A 17287-nucleotide genomic window follows, 5' to 3' on the forward strand; every position below is an offset into this window, starting at 1 on the left:
ATATTGAAGGATGCTCAGCTCAGCTGCAACAACTTTCTGGAGAAGCTATGAAAGAAACAGCCAAAAATGATAAAATGATTCTATATAAAATGAAAGGCGGAAAAAATATGGTACATGCTTTTATTATCGAGCCCTCTACGTACAATGCCTTCGAAAACGAAGCCGAACAAATAGAACAATGTAAAGAGTGGAATTTACTCTCCGACAAAGCAACCAAATCAAAAGCTTTTTTCTACAAGGGAAACGGCACAAATCTGGCTTGCAGCATTATTGGCTTTGTCGATAAAATGACTGCGGTGATTGAATTTGATAACCAGCAGCGGCACTGCATCCACCCCTCTTATCTCAAAGAAATGCAGGCTGCGAATTACGGACAGAAGCAAGCTGCGGCAGCAGAAGAACTGATAGAACCAGCTGAAGCAGTTGAAGCAGTTGATTCAGCGCTTGAAACGTTGCAAGAAGCCATCCCTCCTTTAGAGGAAGTCAAGCTGGAAGAGCCTGTGGCTGAAGAGATTAAGCTCGTTGAGGCTAAGACCGAAGATCCCCCTAAAGCTAAAGCCAAAAAAGAAAAGGCCCAAAAGGTACAGCTGCCTGAAGAAAAAGTCAAAATGACGGCAATCGTGAAGGAATTTACAACGGTACCTAATCATTTCTCCGATACTGAAGATGAAGTGGTCATTTATGAAGAGGTGTCCATTGTTGAACCTGCTGCTGAAATAGGCTCAGCCTGGTCCAGTCACAGCGCCACACTGAAAAAAATGGAGTTGGAAGTCGGAGACAAAATCACGTTCGAAGCGAAAATCGTTGCTAAAAAGCTCACCAAACACCCTGTACCATACAAAATCAACAATCCTGCTAAAATACAAAAGCAAGAAGCCTGATAAAAGCTAAGGGGAGTATGCATTCGCATACTCCCCTTCTGCTTGCCCAATCTAAAAATGTAAACAGCTTTGATGTCTTTCCTCGCATCATGCTTACATAATAAATATTATGTAAACAATATGTAAGCCAGTTCTGAACCTATGGTCGACGCTGCAGTGCTCCAGACAATATAAACCATCCAGGTCCTTGAAGAAATTGCATAAAAATATGCTTACTACAGATAATAACCATAAATTGATAAAGGTGGTGGATCGGAAATGGGCCTGCAATTGTTCAAACGAAAACGTCCTAATCTAGACAATGTAGTCCAAAATCCATGCCAAGACCTCAAAGTGTCTGCAGAATTGCAAAATAACATCCATCAATTACAGAACATACTAGGTGACAGCATGGATGTTAAAATAATCCATTTCCTGGAGACACCCGTTCCCTTTGTGCTTTGTTATATTGAAGGCTTAGTAAATAAACAGCAATTGGACCTCTCTATTATTGAACCTATAAGAAGATGGCAGAATGAAAATCAAGGGTGTGAGCCGATCGAGTTAATCCATCAAATTGAAGTTTCCGCAACAGTTAAACCATGCCTTCATTTTGATGAAATCATTACCCCTATTTTAAAAGGGCAGTTAGCTATATTTGTTGGCGGGTTGATCCAAGCTTATATCCTTCCATTGGAAGCATGGACAACACGTAGTGTGGAAGAACCAGAATCCCAAACCATGGTTAGGGGACCCAGAGAAGGGTTTATTGAAACGCTGCAAACCAATACTTCTTTATTAAGAAGAAGATTGTCAGATCCTTCTCTTCGCTTTAAATCATTTCAAGTGGGAAATATTACAAAAACTACTATTTTGGTAGCTTATATGGAGAATCATGTAGATCAAGAAGTGCTTCAGGAAGTAATAAAAAGAGTAACTACAATAAATACAGATAAAATATTTGAAAGTGGTATGCTTGAAGAATTGATAGATGAAAACGGATATACCCCCTTTCCGACATTTCAATCTTCTGAACGGCCTGATGTGGCAGCGTCCGCATTAACTGATGGCAATGTGGTGATTATGCTCGAAGGCACCCCCTTTGTTCTTATTACACCTGTAACATTTGTTTCTTTTTTTCAAGCCGCAGAAGATTATTATCATCACTATGATCTTTCCACTTCGATTAGGCTCATCCGTGTCCTTTCGTTTGTTATTTCCATTTCACTGCCCGCTGGTTTTATTGCGGTTACCACCTTTCATCCTGAACTTATTCCTACCAGTTTACTTATCAGTCTTGCTGCGCAAAGAGAAGGAGTTCCTTTCACTGCTTTTTTAGAAGCCTTCACTATGGAAATCATATTTGAAATATTACGTGAAGCAGGGATACGAATGCCGAGACCGATTGGATCTGCAGTATCGATCGTTGGGGCTATCGTAATTGGTCAAGCTGCAGTTTCAGCGGGTCTGGTTTCCCCGGCAATTGTTATCATCGTATCACTGACAGCTATTTCAAGCTTCGTATCCCCCTACTATGCTTTTAGCGGCGCGACAAGATTATTGCGATTTTTGAATATGATTTTCGCATCGACATTTGGCATATTTGGCATTATTTTCTTTATGTTTGGTTTATTTATTCATCTTTGTTCGCTAACATCTATGGGGAAACCTTACTTTACCTCTCCCTTTCAGGGGGGTAAGCACAAGGACGGCATTCTTCGTTTTCCTCTGTGGTGGACTCAGACCAGATTGTTCAAGAAGAGGTTACAAAAATCATGAGCCGTTATCGAAAGTTAATTGTCATTCTACTGTTGGTTTTAACGGGTTGTAATGCCAAAGTTGAACTGAATGAAGTTCTAATTGTATCGGCCGTTGGTATTGACCAAGAGGGAGATCAGATGATGGTTCACTTGCAAGTTGTGAATGCAGGTGGAATAACAGGCGGACAAGGCGGAGCATCAGTTGGCAGCTCTGGAAGCACCGGAGGAGGGTCCGTATATACTTACTCTGTAGCCGGAACAACCCTTTATGAAGCGGTCGAAAAGGCAAGTAATATTTTACCTAGAAAACTCTTATTTTCACATGTGAGCTGTTTTATTGTTGGTGAAAAGTATGCCCGAAAGATAGGGTTAGCGCCACTGTTTGATTACATGGAACGCAATTATGAAATAAGAGATAATGCATTTATACTCATTGCCAAAAATTCATCAGCTAAAGACATTCTAACCCTTTACACGCCTATAAATAAAAATCCTGGTGAGTTGTTAAGAAGGCAGGTGGAACTTTCCTCTAGTACAACGGGGATTGCAAAAGGAATAAAACAAAAAGATATTATTAATTGGCGTTATGGAGAATTCAGAGATCCGGTCATTCAAGGCGTTGAGCGGGTTGAGTTAAGTAAAATGAGTGGCAGCACGAGTAATCTCACTAATATTGATGCAAACAATAAAATGTATCATATAACAGGGCTTGCGCTATTTGACAAAGAGCATATGACGGGCTGGTATAATGAAAATCAAACAATAGGCTGGGCAATCATTAATGCCAGGATTAAACAATTATTTATATCCATAAAGAAATGTGATGGCCAAAAAGGCCATATTGGCTTAATGATTAAAAACATTAAATCCAGTGTAAAACCAGTAGTTGAGCAAGAAGAAATAACTTACGAGGTAAATGTTTCAGGCATAGCTAATTTACAAGAAGTTACCTGTAAAATGGATATTAGCGACCCTAATACAATAATCGAAATGGAAAAGCAAGTGGAAGAGCATATTGAGCATGATATTGAAAGTGCGGTACAACTAGCAAAACAAAAGAAAATTGATGTATTTGGTTTTGGCAAATCTTTATATGATAAAGAACCAAAAATGTGGAAAAAACAGTACAAGAAAGTGTGGAAAAAAGAATTTACAAAGGTAAAAGTGACACCGGTAGTTACCATTCAAATGGAATCTGTAGGAACAAGGGTGAAAACGATCCATGAAAAAAAATAGCAAACGATATGTATACACCTTATCTATTTTCTGGCTGTTCACCGTGATCTATATGATTAGTTTTTTTCTTCATAAGCAGTGGTTTCCATTTCCAAAATGGATTGATGCGGTTTATGCACCTATCTATAAAGGCATGTTTGGGGGGCTGTCATGAATCATTCTATTTCTAGATGGCAGCTTGTTCTTATGGTGATCAGTTTTCTTTATGGCAGCTCTTTCTTGATGGCACCAGGTTTAACGGCGTTTTTTTCTTTTCAGGACGCATGGATATCGATGTTTTTTTCTGTAATGATTGGTTTATTGCTAAACGTTGTTTGGATGTTTCTTCTTAAATCATATGGATATGAATCTATATTCTGGATTGTGGAACATGTCGGCGGTAAATGGCTGGGTACGGTCATTAATTTACTGATCGTCTTTTATGCAGTCCACCTTGCTTCTTATGTTGTGCGGAATCTTAGCAATTTTATGGTGGTTAGCATTTCACCTATGTCAAATCAATGGACATATCAGATTATGATCATATTGCTTGCGGTTTATTCTTGTTATTACGGCTTAAATAATATAGCTCGAGTGAACGAATTTTTAAATCCATGGATGCTTCTGTTATTTATCATATCAGTAGCGCTAACTGCCAATCAGTTTAATTTTAACCATCTCAGACCCGTCTTCGAGCAGAGTATGAAATCCATTTTACATGGATCTTATACGACAATCGCGTTCCCATTTCTAGATATTATTTTGTTGGGATCAGTGCTTACATACGTAAAGCAAAAAGAAAAATTAATGAAATACTATCTTACGGGTATATTGTTTGCAGGTATGATTCTAGTCCTTACGATCTTTCTCACTTTAGGTACACAAGGACCATATATGGTTATAAGGCAACCCTATCCTACCTTTTCGATGATGAGGGATATTACGTTAATCAAAAATTTTGAAAGAGTCGAAGCACTCGTTGCGGTCGTTTGGATTTTTGGAATATTGGTAAAAATTACCCTTTCTCTCTTTGCAGCTTTAAAAGGATTGCAACATATTTCAAGACATGAAAGCTATACCTCTTTCTTAATTCCTGCGGGGATTATTACTTTTGTTATGAGCAATGAAATTCACACCAATACGGTCGATTACACTGACTGGGTTGCGAAATATTGGACCCTGTTTTATTTTACACTTTATCTGATCTTAATTATAGTGTTGATCATGGGCAAAGCACGAAAAAAAAGTTAATGCGTGACAGACACCCTATGGACACCCGACATCCCTTCTTTATTGTCCACTTATTAGCGTAAAATTTCGGGGAATACCATGCACCAACGTCAGCTCACTAAGGGAGCATGTTCCTTTTCCGTTGCCAATAATAAATCGCCAGCTGCGTGCGGTCTCGAAGCTCTAGTTTATCCAGAATGATCGATAGCATATTGCGTACGGTTCCATCGCTTAAATAAAGCTGCTCACCAATTTCTTTATTAGATAAGCCCTGTGCGACAAGCTCGACAATACCCGTCTCCCGCCCGGTTAAGCCTTCAAGGGCCTCTCTGGTTGGCTCAATAATGGTTTTCAAAACATCTGGATCTAAGACATTCGTTCCAGATGTTAAAGCTCTGATTTGAGCAGCCATGTTGTCAATCGGTGCCGACTTGAGTAAATATCCTTCTGCACCTGCCTGCAATGCGAGTCTAATATTTTTTTCATCCCGAAAGGTGGTGAGCATCATAATTTGAATAGATGGAAACTCCTTTTTAATCATCTTCGTACTTTCAATCCCACCCATCACGGGCATTTGAATATCCATTAAAACGACATCGGGCTGCTGCAAACAAAGCTCAACTGCCTCTTGACCATTTACAGCTACACCAATCACGTCAAAGTCCTCTTCCTTCCCAAGCAATAGCTGCAAGCTTTGACCCACTAGTGGATCATCATCGACGATTAATAGTTTCATCCATTAACGCCTCCTTCTCTAATGGAATCACACAAACAAGCAAAAATCCATTTTCTTGGCTAAAAGATAAACTGCCTCCCAAAGATCGGGCTCGCATTTGTAAACTCCTTAAACCAGTGCCTGCTGGATTCATTTTATTAACCGTACCATGATCGCGAATCGATAGACGCACAATTGATGCCGTTACCTGTAAATCCACCTCGACTTTTGTGGCATTACTATGTCTAGCAACATTGGTTAAAGCCTCCTTTAAGCAAGCTTCTAACAGACCCCATTGATGAGCAGCAACGAGCTGCATGTCGCCCGACTTTAGAAACTGAATATGGATCTGCTGATAATTTTGCACAATGTGTTCTAAGTTTTCAACACCGATGAATGTCATTGACGTCATATTATGAACGGTTTCTCTTAAGTTCTTCGTACTGCGTTCCAAGCGATTTTTGATTTCCTGGAGCAGCTTCTGAGCTTCTTTGGGCTCCTGAACATACTCGTAAGCTTGTAAGGCAAGGTTTGCTCCTGTTAAATCATGCCCTAAATGATCATGAAGCTCTCTGGATATCCGATATCGTTCCATAAGCTCAGCCTGATGTGAGGCGGTTTGATTGGCCTCAAGCAGATCGATCTTGATTCGTTCCAGCTCATACCTCGCTTTACGTTGTTCATCGGCTTCTTGCTTATAGGCTTCTTGATTTTTTAATGTCATATATGCAAAACACCCAAAAAAGCACGCCTGGAGAAAGTTCCAGAATAAAAGGCCTGGTGAAGCGGAGGTGAGGAAAATTCCACTGAAGAACAGGAGGGCAATCGCCCATCTCCCACTTAAGGCCAGCTCAAATATTGGCAGCGCTAGACCGTAAACACTGAAATCTGTATATGGAACATACATTAAGCACACGAGAGCATCGAATACAACAGTCCAGACCGGAATCGAATAACGCCAGCGCAAGCTCATCATGACGAGTAATAAAAGGATTAGAATGAAGGAGCTGATCTTGGTTTCAAGCATAATCCATAAATGAATGAGCACACAGATATTAAGCAATCGCCATCCATTTACAAATCGCATCGGTTCCATCATCCACTTTGTCATCCACTTCATCCTTCAAGCCTCCGCAGCATCAATGTATAGTTCTTGTGCTTCCGATAATAACAAAAACGATCGTATATAGCCATAACACCCCATTGATGAGTAGAAAATCAAGCTTATTTTCGCCGAAAACAATCCAATCAAGTCCTTTAGCAAGCCAATAGGTAGGGAAAATAGCAGCGATTCGTTTTAATAAATCAGGGAACATCTCTAATGGCATCATTAAACCGCCTAGAAGAACGACAAGAAATGTGAGTGACATATAAATGAGAAAGGATATCCCCCTCCTGCGATAAAAGGAAATCCACGCTAATGCCAAAGCTAACGAAGTAAAGCTAAAGGAAATATATAAAAGCAGGAGTGCGTTAGGCTGATATAGCTCCTGCCCGTAAAGTACTCCCCCATAAACAACTACGGTGCATTGAATGATCAAAATGATCGCATAAGCCAAAAGATTTTGACTTAAATAGTGAAAATAACTTACAGGTGCAACCGCAAGGCGTTTGACCACACCTCTTTCCCGATCCTCAAGAATAATCGAGGTTAAACGAATGCCGACAAATAACAGGATAATACCAAAATAGTGATAACCATAGGGCAGATACGGCAAAATCTCTCCTTCAGGCAAAAAAATGCAGGCTATTGGAAAAAGGGTGAGGAGAAGTAAATTAGTAGTATTACTGAAGCTTCTTTTTAAGGCAAAGTGAAAAATTGTCATGCTATTCTCCTCCTCCCTACGACAAGCATCACAATAAATAAAATGACGATCACCGCTAAGAGAATAGTCGCTTGAAGCCATGCTAAACCTGCATTTGCCTGGTTCATTTCGTTAATTGACATGAGGGACAGAGCCAGTGGATTTCCATACGATCCCATAAATTCGAAGAAGGCATTGTCAGGCAAGGGGAAGAAGATTCCGGTCAGGATGATTAAGCCAAACCCATACACGCCACTCAATCCTTCAGATAGCTTATAGCTTTGTACAGAGAAAGTGATAATCAAACAAACAATACTGGATAAAATCGCCATCAAAGCAATGATATAGATGGTCCATAGCCAATTTCCCCATTCAACACCTAGAACAAATTGCGTAAATGTCATTAATACCACACCTAGCAGCATTGAAAAAACCGTGCCGCAGATCATAATTGAAAAAGCGTACATCGTTTGGTTAAAAGGCAGCGAATATAATCTCGTTTTAAATTCAGTAAAAAAATCAGTATATATATAAGCCATGACAATTGAACCACCAAATAGCTGCGCACTGAGTACCATGATGGTTGCCGCACTATTCATGATGGGTTGGGTTGTTTCAGCAATAGCACCTGAGAGGATAACGGATAATACTGTGAGCATAATCATCGGAGACACAAGGTAGAGCAGCAAGAATGTATATCTCCTGAGCATGCGAAGTGCAGTGAATTTAACAGTAGATAGAGCTCTCATGCCTCCTCCCCCTGATCCCTTAATTGGTTCCCTGTCAAGGTTAAGAAGACATCCTCTAAATTCGGTTTATCTACTTGGATGCCGAGCACACTTGTGTGCTCCTTCACGAGTGTTAGAATTCGATCTAGATTGCCGGAATTAACCGCTGAAATCACTGTGATTTGGCCACCAGAAATTAGAACCTTTTTCACCCCGGTTACCTCTTCAAGACTCTTCAATGGGATTCGATCAGGATCTACCACGTCGAACTTGACTTTTTCTTCATGCTGAATCGTTTGAATAAGTTCCTCTACAGTGCCCTCTTTGATGATCTGACCTTGATCCATTATCACCACTCTAGAAGCAATCGCTTGAACCTCCTCCATGTAGTGGGTCGTATATAAAATCGTTGTGCCGTTTTCTCTTAGCTTTTTCACGGATTCAAGAATATGCTTCCTAGACTGGGGATCGATGCCAACGGTAGGTTCATCCAATATTAGAAACTTAGGCCGATGTGTAAGTGCGCAAGCAATATTTAACCTGCGCTTCATCCCGCCAGAGAATTTGGAGGGCTTCTGATTCTGCTGATTTTCCAGGCCGACAAACTCCAAGGCTTCTAGCACTCTTTTACGCTTCTCTGCCCCTTGTAGTCCATAAATGCCAGCAAAAAACAGCAAATTCTCCTTCGCCGTTAATTCTTCGAATACCGTAATCTCTTGTGTAACAAGACCCAGCTTCTCTTTATTTGAATTGGAAAACGGATGCTTCGAATCGCCAAAAAGCTCAACCCGTCCTCGCTCATAAGGCTTCATTCCAGTTAAAGTCTGGATTAACGTCGTTTTACCTGCCCCATTTGGACCGAGTAAGCCGATGATTTCACCCTGGGCAATTTCAAGATCAATATAATCCAGCACCACATGTGAGCCATACCGTTTTACCACACCCTGCATCGAAGCAATCGTCATATTGTTCACCCTTTTTATAGTATCATTACTTCGAGTATAACACTGCATTAATCGGTTTGTAGTTACAATTGTCATTAAAATCAGGTGCCTATTAGCTTGCTGCTAAGCTTGAGCGCTGCCGCGGCAGCTATAGCCTCTTTCCCCTCCATATTAATCCTTCTAAGTGTATAGTTATTTTTTATCTTGCACCCAATCATCTTAAATCCTAAAATAAGGAAATAGTAAATCGGGTTTTGTGTCCCCTTTTGGAGGAAATAACGGTGAAAATACCTGTAAAGCAATATTGGCGACTACTCAGCACATATTTACGGTACGAGAAAAGTAAGCTCGTCTTCCTTACATGCCTTCTGCTGACTGGCATCGCACTGCAGCTGTGGAATCCACAAGTTATACGCCATTTTATCGACACCGTTCAGAAACCCGGTACCCCGCTTGGCGAACTGATCGGCATTGCATTTCTTTTTATTGCCGCAGCGTTATTGTATCAATTGACCAACGTGACTGCTGTCTATCTGGGCGAACAGGTTGGATGGGCTGCAACCAATGAATTGCGCGGGGATTTGGCAGAGCATTGTCTGCAGTTGGACCCCTCCTTCCACAAGGAACGGACAAGCGGCGAAATGATACAACGCATTGACGGTGATGTAAACGAACTCTCCAACTTTTTTTCCAATTTCGTGTTCGTGCTGTTTGCCAATCTCATTTTGATTGCTGGTGTGCTGGTAATGCTGTTCCTTGAAGATTGGCGTTTGGGCGCCGGGATGAGCGTCTTTGTAGTGGTCTCCATTATTGTTTTGCAGCGGGTCCGGGCCCACTTCTCACCATTATGGATCAAGCGAAGTGTCGTTTATGCACAATTTTATGGTTTTATTGGTGAGCATCTGGCCGGAACCGAAGATACCCGGGCGAACGGAGCCGTCGGATTTGTGATGCGAGGTTTTCATCAGCTATTAAGAAAGCTTTTTCCAATCAGCTTTAATGCTAATATGGGCAGTTATACGATGTGGGTATCCACGATCTTTATCTTCACGCTCGGCCGCTCTCTCGCCTTGTTGTATTGTGGTTACTTGTGGTCGACAAATTCGATGAGTTTGGGCACTATTTATTTGGTATTCACCTACACGGAGCTGCTTAATCATCCCTTGGAACAAATCCGAACGCAAATTCAGGATTTACAGCGGGCCGATGCCAGTATAACAAGAGTAAGCGAGCTATTCGCGACTCGTTCCAAGCTTTTGGAAAGTGATACGGCTTTAGAGCTTCCGAAGGGAGCACTGTCGGTTTCCTTTGCTGATGTCTCGTTTGCTTATGCTGGAGAAGATGAAGGAACTGTACTACATAACGTCGACTTTACTTTACAGCCTGGTCATGTGCTTGGCTTGCTTGGGCGGACGGGAAGCGGCAAAAGCACTTTGGCGAGGCTGTTAATCCGTTTTTACGATGTGGGGACGGGTGCAATTCAGCTTGGCGGGACCGATGTACGTAACGTTCCATTAACCGATCTGCGCCAGCGGATCGGCATGGTGTCGCAAAATATTCAGCTGTTTCAAGCTTCCGTCCGAGACAATCTGACCCTATACGACCGGTCGATACCGGACGATAAGCTGTACGAGGTTCTTGCTGAGCTGGGCTTAAGCCATTGGGTTGAATCACTCGGTGAAGGGCTTGATACACAGCTTGCCTCAGGCGGCGGAGGCTTGTCCTCCGGAGAAGCTCAATTACTCGCATTCGCCCGTGTCTTCCTCGCCGATCCGGGGCTGATCATTCTTGACGAAGCTTCTTCCCGGCTCGATCCCGCGACGGAAATGCTTATCGAGAGAGCCATTGATAAGCTGCTTGCGGGTAGAACGGCTATCATTATTGCCCATCGGCTTGCAACGATTAAAAGAGCGGATGATATTCTCATTCTAGATGCAGGTCATGCAGTTGAATTTGGGCCGCAGGCTAAGCTTGCCGCTGATCCAGGTTCCAGGCTGTCCCAACTGCTGCAAATTGGTGTAGGGGAGGTACTTGTGTGAATGCTGCTTTAGGAACTACTCTGCGTTTCATGTGGAGGCTTATCTGTTACCGCCCCATTCTGTATACGGCTAACGCTTTGTTCTGGGCAGGCGTCCATCTATTCCCTCTTCTACCCGGTCTCGTCATTCAGCAGTTTTTCGACACCCTGATAGGTACTGCCAGTTGGTCGCTCGGGGCTTCAAGTCTGGCCATGCTGCTTATGGCGATAGCAGTCGTTCGAATCGTAAATATTTACTGCGGTGCTATTACCGATACGATTCATCGGTTCAGCATGAGTGCGCTGCTTAGGAGAAATATGCTGCAGCAAATATTACGTCAGCCTGCAGCAGCGGCGATTCCCTGCTCTCCCGGAGAGGCGCTAACACAATTCCGCGACGACGCGGATCAGGCGGAGTCCGCTATTAGCTGGACGCTCGATCTGATTGGCAAGGTTTTATTTGCAGCCGTGGCGATAATGATCTTGATGCAGATTCATGTGCAAATCACCTGCTTCGTCTTTTTGCCTATCGTTCTTGTCGTATCTCTCACCCAGATGGCAGCGAAGCGGCTGCAGTCATACAGAACCGTAAGTCGCGAGGCGACTGGTAAAGTAACGGGTATGGTAGGCGAAATGTTCGACTCTGTGCAGACGATTCAACTGGCAGGTGCTCAAGAAAGGGTTATCAACCGCTTTCGTGATTTGAATCGGCAGCGTAGAAAGGCAGTACTGAAAGACCGGTTGTTTACCTTATTGCTCGATTCCGTCTTTTCGAATATTGTCAACGTGGGAACAGGGTTAATTCTGCTTCTTGGGGCAACTTCGATGCAGCGTTCCGAATTGACCATTGGTGATTTTGCACTTTTTGTCTACTATTTAACGTTCGTTACCGATTTCACCAAGTTTTTCGGAAACTTTCTGTCCGTTATTCAGCAGTCAGGCATCTCGTTTAAACGAATGAACGAACTGCTGCAAGGAGCCCCCTCTGCCCTCCTTACAGAGCATCATCCCTTACATCTGAAAGGAGAAATACCAGCAGCAGCCGAGTCAAAGAATGGACCAGATAGTCCCTTCGATACGCTTACCGTTAGCGGCCTTACTTACCGGTATCCGTCAAATGGAAGAGGCATCGAGGATATAAGCTTTGAGCTCCGCCGCGGCAGCTTTACGATTATTACGGGGCGTATCGGTTCCGGCAAAACAACGCTTGTTCGTTCAGTACTGGGCTTGCTTCCACTTCAAGCAGGTGACATACGTTGGAATCAAGAACTGGTTACTAATCCGGATACGTTCTTTATGCCACCTGTATGTTCCTATACCTCACAAGTTCCTAATCTATTCAGTGATACTCTGCTGAACAATATATTGCTGGGCTTACCTCGGGATGAAGACCGTTTGGATAAGGCGATTCATACCGCAGTAATGGAGAAAGATCTGGTATCGCTTGAGCTTGGCCTTGAAACCTTGATCGGTCAAAAGGGTGTAAAGCTTTCTGGCGGTCAAATACAACGGACTGCAGCTGCGCGGATGCTCATTCGTGAAACGGAATTGCTCGTATTCGACGATCTATCAAGCGCACTTGATGTAGCAACAGAGCAATTGCTGTGGGCGAGGATAAGGCAAATGCCGAATAAAACATGCCTGGTTATTTCCAATAGTAAAGCTGCTCTCAGGCAAGCCGATCATATTATCGTAATGAAAGAAGGGGGTATAGTGTCCCAGGGGAAGCTATCCGATTTGCTGGCTCATTGTGCTGAAATGCGTCTGCTGTGGAATGATACAAACTGAATATAATACCTGATTGTGGAAATGATATCAATATGATTAACTTCCTTTTCCTGTAAGGAGAATTGCATGCGGAACCAGTCAACGGATAACGACCTTACACCAAGCCATTCGCTCGCTTCAGAAGCCAAACCTGATCAGCTTTCAGAAGAAGGCCTGGGCTCCAATGCCATTTCTACCTGCTTGCAAGACAATTTATGGCGCATAGAAGAATTTTTTGCAAGTTGTGAGGATTTGAAGCTCTTCGCTTGGAGCTATGGTCCAAAGCTGGAGCAAACAGCATTTTCTGCTTATTTTGACACGCTGATTAAGTCTAATGATAAAAACTATATGAGAGATACACTGCAGAATCTCGTTGCTCACAAGCTCGGTCCCGCAATGACCGTTACAGTTGAAGATGTAATAGGATTTTTTGAAAGCGATGGCGTGAGCTCTCCGTCAGCAGAACTGCTCAACAATATCGATCAGGCTGTCAAAAGTATTCTGGACGGAAAAGTAGTCATCTTCTTTAACGAATGGCACAAAGCGCTAAGTTATCACGCCCTCGATGTTGAGCAGCGACAGGCAACCGAACCTATTACGGAGCCAAGCGTACAAGGACCCCACGTAAGCTTCATAGAGAATCTTGAGCGAAATATCGGCGTGATTCGAAGCCTGCTTAAATCTCCAAAGCTTAAATTCGAGTTTTTTACAGCTGGTGAGCAGAGCCAAAGAGTCATCGCATACGGCTATTTGGATGGAACCGTGATGCCCGAAACGCTAATCGACTTCAAGCAGCGCATTGCAAAAATCGATAAGGAAGAAATTCTTGAGTCCTCGTACTTAGAAGAATGGATTGGGGATTCCCCCTATTCCCCCTTTCCGCAGGTCCGATATACGGAACGGCCAGATAACGTCATCTCAGCGCTGCTCGACGGCAAGATTATCGCTATGGTGAACGGGAGTCCATCTACGCTAATCTGTCCGGGCAATTTCCTGGAGTTCTTTGTTACTAGCGAAGATTATTATTATCGAACCATCTTCTCATCATTAATTCGATTGATTCGGGTGACCGCTTTTATTATTGCGCTGATGCTTCCCAGTTCATATATCGCTTTATCCAACTTTCATTCGGAGCTTATTCCGACCGTTCTGCTTCTTGCCATATTGAACACGCGGGAAGGCATTCCATTTCCGGCTTTGGTTGAAGCGCTAATTATGGAATTCTTCTTTGAATTGTTGAGGGAAGCCGGCATTCGATTACCCCGGCCAATCGGCTCCGCCGTAAGTATCGTCGGGGCACTGGTCATAGGACAAGCAGCCATTCAATCCCAGATTGCTTCACCTGTTATGGTCATTGTCGTCGCATTAACGGGGATTGCCTCATTTGCACTGCCTCAATACAACATGGCCATCGCGATTCGAATCCTGCGTTTTCCGTTAATGATTTTAGCCGCAACATTCGGAGGACTTGGCATTATGATCGGTTTGCTCCTTATTTACCTCCATCTGGCAACCTTACGCTCATTGGGACAGCCGTACCTGGCTCCAGTAACACCGATGAACATCAACCGGCTGCGGGATACACTTATCGTCTTGCCACGACGGATGCTGCTTCATTCTCTTCGCAATCGGCATCTGTACAAAAAGACCTCGGAAGGGAAGAAGGTAAAGTGAAGCCACGTGCATCCTTTCTCGTTTCTTTTCTTATCCTTCTTATGACTACTGGTTGCTGGGATAATAATGAATTGGATGAATATGGGTATGTTCAAGCGGTAGCGATTGACCGGACTAAGGATAATCTAATCCAGTTAACGACCCATTTCTACAATCCTACCAACAAAATGGGAATGGAAGGCGGGGACAACTCTGCAAAAAAGGGCATCAATATCGAAACAACCGGGGATACAATCTTTGAGGCCATACGTGACATCCCGATGAAGTTTGGGCGCAAGCCCAAATGGGATCATATGCGTGTAATTTTGCTCGGAGAACAGCTGGCCAGAACCCAGAACGTAAGGGAAGTGCTCGATTATTTCTCAAGAGATCACGAACCACGCGGTACTGTGCTCCCTTTAGTTGCCAAAGGATCCGCCAGTAATTTTCTGAAAATTCAACCATTTATAGAACAGACCATCGGTCAACAGTTAAAAAAAATGGAAACCAGCGGTTCCCATTATTCGGCTAAAACGTCTAGCATCCCATTATACGAGCTGGCTATTCAACTGAAAAGTCCATCCAAAACATCCGCCATCCCTTATATTCATAAAAGCAACTCGCAGAATGAAGCCATGGTATCTGGGGTCGCGTTTATCAAGGACGGCAAGCTGGTCAGCTTACTTAAAGAGAAGGATACTGAAGCATTCATGATGCTGACAAACAAATATTACTCTGGGATACTGGTTTTCCCTTGCTTAGGCAGCGCTGAAGCGCAGGGTCAAGTGCAAAACAAAGAATCGCTAGAGGTTCTCTCTCTCGACAGCAGAGTAACTCCCAAAGTGACAGGAAATGAAGTGACAGTCGATGTGAAGATTCGAATCAAAGGAAATATTGGCGAACTCCGATGTTCCCTCTTGAAATCAAAAGAAGACATTCAGCGCTTTGAGGAGCGAATTAACAACCAAGTCGGACAACAAATAAAGCACGTAATATCGATTTTCAAGCGGCAGAAGCTGGATGCCATCGGAATCGGAAATCAGATTTACAGGAAAAATCCGAAGCTTTGGAAGCATCTGGAGCCAACCTGGGACAAACGTTTTGCCCAAAGCAGTTTTCATGTAGAGGTTGAAACTGAAGTGCTAAATACCGGCATGAACGTAGGAACTCCATTTGGCATAAAGGGGAAGTAGCCGTGTATGGACAATTGGTCTGCATCTTGATACTAGCTGCCGTAATGCTGATCTGCGACTTCCCTAAGTTCAGCAGTGCCTGCAGCCGCGATCGGCTTGTTTATGGAGCTATGATGGTGGTTATTCTTTATCTTGGATTTATTTTTGTTGCGGCTAAGCCGTGGCCTAATCTTGACACAATCTTCAATTTATTCACAGGTCCAGCCAAGCAAATTGTCCAATGGCTCGATCCTGCAAAATCCTCATAATGAACCTGGAATTGGGAGGAACTCATGAGTAATCAAGAACGTGTTAGCTCTGTCCAGATGACCATGCTGTTCCTCTTCTTTATGACAGGCTCTTCTATCGTAATCATCCCCGCTCCCCTGACGAACGTTGCTGGCAATGGAGCATGGATTTCACTTCTTATTGCCTCGGCAATAGGGATGCTTCTCCTGGCCGTCGTTCATTATTTATACCGGCAATTTCCTGGTAAATCACTAATTGAATACAGTCGCATTACATTAGGAAATGGATGGACCATGCTGCTGTTCATTCCATTCACCTGCGTAATGTTCTGGCATGTAGCGGGCATTGTGATAGAGATTGAAACCTTTTTTAAAAGTACAATGTTAAAAGAAACCCCTACTTATGCCGTAAGCTCCCTGTTTTTCGTAACGATTGCTTTGACGGCACTAGCTGGAATTGAGGTGATTGCCAGAATGGCCGCCTTCTTATTGGCCTTGATGTTTGGATTAATCATCATGATTTTGGTGCTTGTTGGCAACCTATATCATCCCGAATACCTCCTTCCTGTCTTGTCGAATGGGATTGGACCCATTCTTAATGCCGCTTATATCACTTATGGCTTCCCTTATTCCGAGCTTGTGGTTTTTGCCATAATTTTGCCGTATATACGGAGCGAAGATACCTCTAAGGTCGGGAAGCACTTGTATCTAGCACTTATCGTCAATGTAGTGACTTTACTGGCATCGATCATTTGCAGCATCATGGTACTGGGTCCGTTGTCCGGTGACCTCAAATATTCGCTATACCAGTTGGCACGGTTAATCTTTATTCAGGAAATAATCGAAAGGATCGAATCCGTAATCGGCATCTCGCTCATTGTCGGCTTTTACTTCAAAGCCTCCATCCTGCTCATTATTTTAATGCGGGTTTTGGCGCAAATGCTCAAATTAGAAAATGAGCGTCTCCTTGTCTTTCCGGTCGCTTTTATCTGCCTGCTGTTATCGCTCACCACCTATACCAATGAATCTGCACTTGAAGAATTAGTCAATGTAACATGGCCTTTACTCAATAATATAGCCTATTCATTTCCACTGCTTCTGATCTTCGGAGTTGCATTAATACGGCGTTTCAACACACGGAACAAAAAACAAGATTTATGACAGGGAACATTC

General features: G+C 43.1%; 16 protein-coding genes. 11 read left to right on the top strand and 5 right to left on the bottom strand.

Annotated elements, in window-relative coordinates; all coding sequences use genetic code 11:
- Nucleotides 1-107: 107 nt before the first annotated feature.
- From J2Z66_RS06925 to J2Z66_RS06945, 5 genes are all read left to right on the top strand, one after another.
- Nucleotides 108-881: a hypothetical protein gene (locus J2Z66_RS06925; RefSeq protein ID WP_209970857.1), complete on the top strand. Its 774-nt coding sequence runs from the start codon at nt 108-110 to the stop codon at nt 879-881.
- Nucleotides 882-1139: 258 nt separating this feature from the next.
- The gene (locus J2Z66_RS06930; protein ID WP_209970632.1) at nt 1140-2639 is read left to right on the top strand and encodes a spore germination protein; all 1500 of its coding nucleotides are present in this window, start codon (nt 1140-1142) and stop codon (nt 2637-2639) included.
- Entirely contained in the window at nt 2636-3856 is a 1221-nt protein-coding gene (locus tag J2Z66_RS06935; protein WP_209970633.1) for a Ger(x)C family spore germination protein, read from the top strand. The genes J2Z66_RS06930 and J2Z66_RS06935 overlap by 4 nt, the downstream gene beginning before the upstream one ends.
- Nucleotides 3843-4010 carry a hypothetical protein gene (locus J2Z66_RS06940; protein WP_209970634.1) on the top strand — a complete coding sequence of 56 codons (168 nt, stop codon included), beginning with the start codon at nt 3843-3845 and terminating at the stop codon, nt 4008-4010. The genes J2Z66_RS06935 and J2Z66_RS06940 overlap by 14 nt, the downstream gene beginning before the upstream one ends.
- Complete coding sequence (locus J2Z66_RS06945; RefSeq protein ID WP_209970635.1) at nt 4007-5086, top strand: GerAB/ArcD/ProY family transporter; 1080 nt, start codon at nt 4007-4009, stop codon at nt 5084-5086. The genes J2Z66_RS06940 and J2Z66_RS06945 overlap by 4 nt, the downstream gene beginning before the upstream one ends.
- Nucleotides 5087-5183: 97 nt before the next feature.
- Here the strand turns inward: J2Z66_RS06945 and J2Z66_RS06950 are convergent, their stop codons facing one another.
- The 5 genes from J2Z66_RS06950 to J2Z66_RS06970 are packed head-to-tail and all read right to left on the bottom strand — an operon-like array spanning nt 5184 to nt 9278.
- Nucleotides 5184-5801 (bottom strand): response regulator transcription factor, encoded by a 618-nt coding sequence (locus J2Z66_RS06950; protein ID WP_209970636.1) that lies wholly within the window; start codon nt 5799-5801, stop codon nt 5184-5186.
- Complete coding sequence (locus tag J2Z66_RS06955) at nt 5779-6900, bottom strand: sensor histidine kinase (RefSeq protein WP_209970637.1); 1122 nt, start codon at nt 6898-6900, stop codon at nt 5779-5781. The genes J2Z66_RS06950 and J2Z66_RS06955 overlap by 23 nt, the downstream gene beginning before the upstream one ends.
- 19 nt (nt 6901-6919) lie before the next feature.
- Nucleotides 6920-7606 carry an ABC transporter permease gene (locus tag J2Z66_RS06960; protein ID WP_209970638.1) on the bottom strand — a complete coding sequence of 229 codons (687 nt, stop codon included), beginning with the start codon at nt 7604-7606 and terminating at the stop codon, nt 6920-6922.
- Nucleotides 7603-8334 carry an ABC transporter permease gene (locus J2Z66_RS06965; protein WP_209970639.1) on the bottom strand — a complete coding sequence of 244 codons (732 nt, stop codon included), beginning with the start codon at nt 8332-8334 and terminating at the stop codon, nt 7603-7605. The genes J2Z66_RS06960 and J2Z66_RS06965 overlap by 4 nt, the downstream gene beginning before the upstream one ends.
- Nucleotides 8331-9278 carry an ABC transporter ATP-binding protein gene (locus J2Z66_RS06970; protein ID WP_209970640.1) on the bottom strand — a complete coding sequence of 316 codons (948 nt, stop codon included), beginning with the start codon at nt 9276-9278 and terminating at the stop codon, nt 8331-8333. The genes J2Z66_RS06965 and J2Z66_RS06970 overlap by 4 nt, the downstream gene beginning before the upstream one ends.
- A 260-nt stretch (nt 9279-9538) precedes the next feature.
- Between J2Z66_RS06970 and J2Z66_RS06975 the strand changes: the two genes are divergently transcribed.
- From J2Z66_RS06975 to J2Z66_RS07000, 6 genes are all read left to right on the top strand, one after another.
- Nucleotides 9539-11296, top strand: a complete 1758-nt coding sequence (locus tag J2Z66_RS06975; RefSeq protein WP_312894427.1) for an ABC transporter ATP-binding protein — start codon at nt 9539-9541, stop codon at nt 11294-11296.
- On the top strand, nt 11293-13062 hold the full coding sequence (locus tag J2Z66_RS06980) for an ABC transporter ATP-binding protein (RefSeq protein ID WP_312894429.1): 1770 nt from the start codon (nt 11293-11295) through the stop codon (nt 13060-13062). The genes J2Z66_RS06975 and J2Z66_RS06980 overlap by 4 nt, the downstream gene beginning before the upstream one ends.
- Nucleotides 13063-13128: 66 nt before the next feature.
- A complete protein-coding gene (locus tag J2Z66_RS06985) occupies nt 13129-14715 on the top strand; it encodes a spore germination protein (protein ID WP_209970642.1) in 1587 nt (528 codons plus the stop codon).
- The gene (locus J2Z66_RS06990) at nt 14712-15887 is read left to right on the top strand and encodes a Ger(x)C family spore germination protein (protein WP_312894430.1); all 1176 of its coding nucleotides are present in this window, start codon (nt 14712-14714) and stop codon (nt 15885-15887) included. Before J2Z66_RS06985 ends, J2Z66_RS06990 begins: the two co-directional genes overlap by 4 nt.
- 2 nt (nt 15888-15889) lie before the next feature.
- Nucleotides 15890-16135: a hypothetical protein gene (locus J2Z66_RS06995; protein WP_209970643.1), complete on the top strand. Its 246-nt coding sequence runs from the start codon at nt 15890-15892 to the stop codon at nt 16133-16135.
- A 24-nt stretch (nt 16136-16159) separates the two neighbouring features.
- Nucleotides 16160-17275: a GerAB/ArcD/ProY family transporter gene (locus J2Z66_RS07000; protein ID WP_209970644.1), complete on the top strand. Its 1116-nt coding sequence runs from the start codon at nt 16160-16162 to the stop codon at nt 17273-17275.
- Nucleotides 17276-17287 lie beyond the last annotated feature (12 nt).

Source organism: Paenibacillus eucommiae (assembly GCF_017874215.1).
Lineage (GTDB): Bacteria > Bacillota > Bacilli > Paenibacillales > NBRC-103111 > Paenibacillus_AI > Paenibacillus_AI eucommiae.

Excerpts from the sequence above, each read along its gene's own strand:
- J2Z66_RS06985 (WP_209970642.1), top strand. The coding sequence starts at position 13,129 with ATGCGGAACCAGTCAACGGATAACGACCTTACACCAAGCCATTCGCTC.
- J2Z66_RS06950 (WP_209970636.1), bottom strand. The coding sequence starts at position 5,801 with ATGAAACTATTAATCGTCGATGATGATCCACTAGTGGGTCAAAGCTTG.
- J2Z66_RS06970 (WP_209970640.1), bottom strand. The coding sequence starts at position 9,278 with ATGACGATTGCTTCGATGCAGGGTGTGGTAAAACGGTATGGCTCACAT.
- J2Z66_RS06925 (WP_209970857.1), top strand. The coding sequence starts at position 108 with ATGGTACATGCTTTTATTATCGAGCCCTCTACGTACAATGCCTTCGAA.
- J2Z66_RS07000 (WP_209970644.1), top strand. The coding sequence starts at position 16,160 with ATGAGTAATCAAGAACGTGTTAGCTCTGTCCAGATGACCATGCTGTTC.
- J2Z66_RS06965 (WP_209970639.1), bottom strand. The coding sequence starts at position 8,334 with ATGAGAGCTCTATCTACTGTTAAATTCACTGCACTTCGCATGCTCAGG.
- J2Z66_RS06945 (WP_209970635.1), top strand. The coding sequence starts at position 4,007 with ATGAATCATTCTATTTCTAGATGGCAGCTTGTTCTTATGGTGATCAGT.
- J2Z66_RS06935 (WP_209970633.1), top strand. The coding sequence starts at position 2,636 with ATGAGCCGTTATCGAAAGTTAATTGTCATTCTACTGTTGGTTTTAACG.
- J2Z66_RS06960 (WP_209970638.1), bottom strand. The coding sequence starts at position 7,606 with ATGACAATTTTTCACTTTGCCTTAAAAAGAAGCTTCAGTAATACTACT.
- J2Z66_RS06940 (WP_209970634.1), top strand. The coding sequence starts at position 3,843 with ATGAAAAAAAATAGCAAACGATATGTATACACCTTATCTATTTTCTGG.
- J2Z66_RS06955 (WP_209970637.1), bottom strand. The coding sequence starts at position 6,900 with ATGAAGTGGATGACAAAGTGGATGATGGAACCGATGCGATTTGTAAAT.
- J2Z66_RS06930 (WP_209970632.1), top strand. The coding sequence starts at position 1,140 with ATGGGCCTGCAATTGTTCAAACGAAAACGTCCTAATCTAGACAATGTA.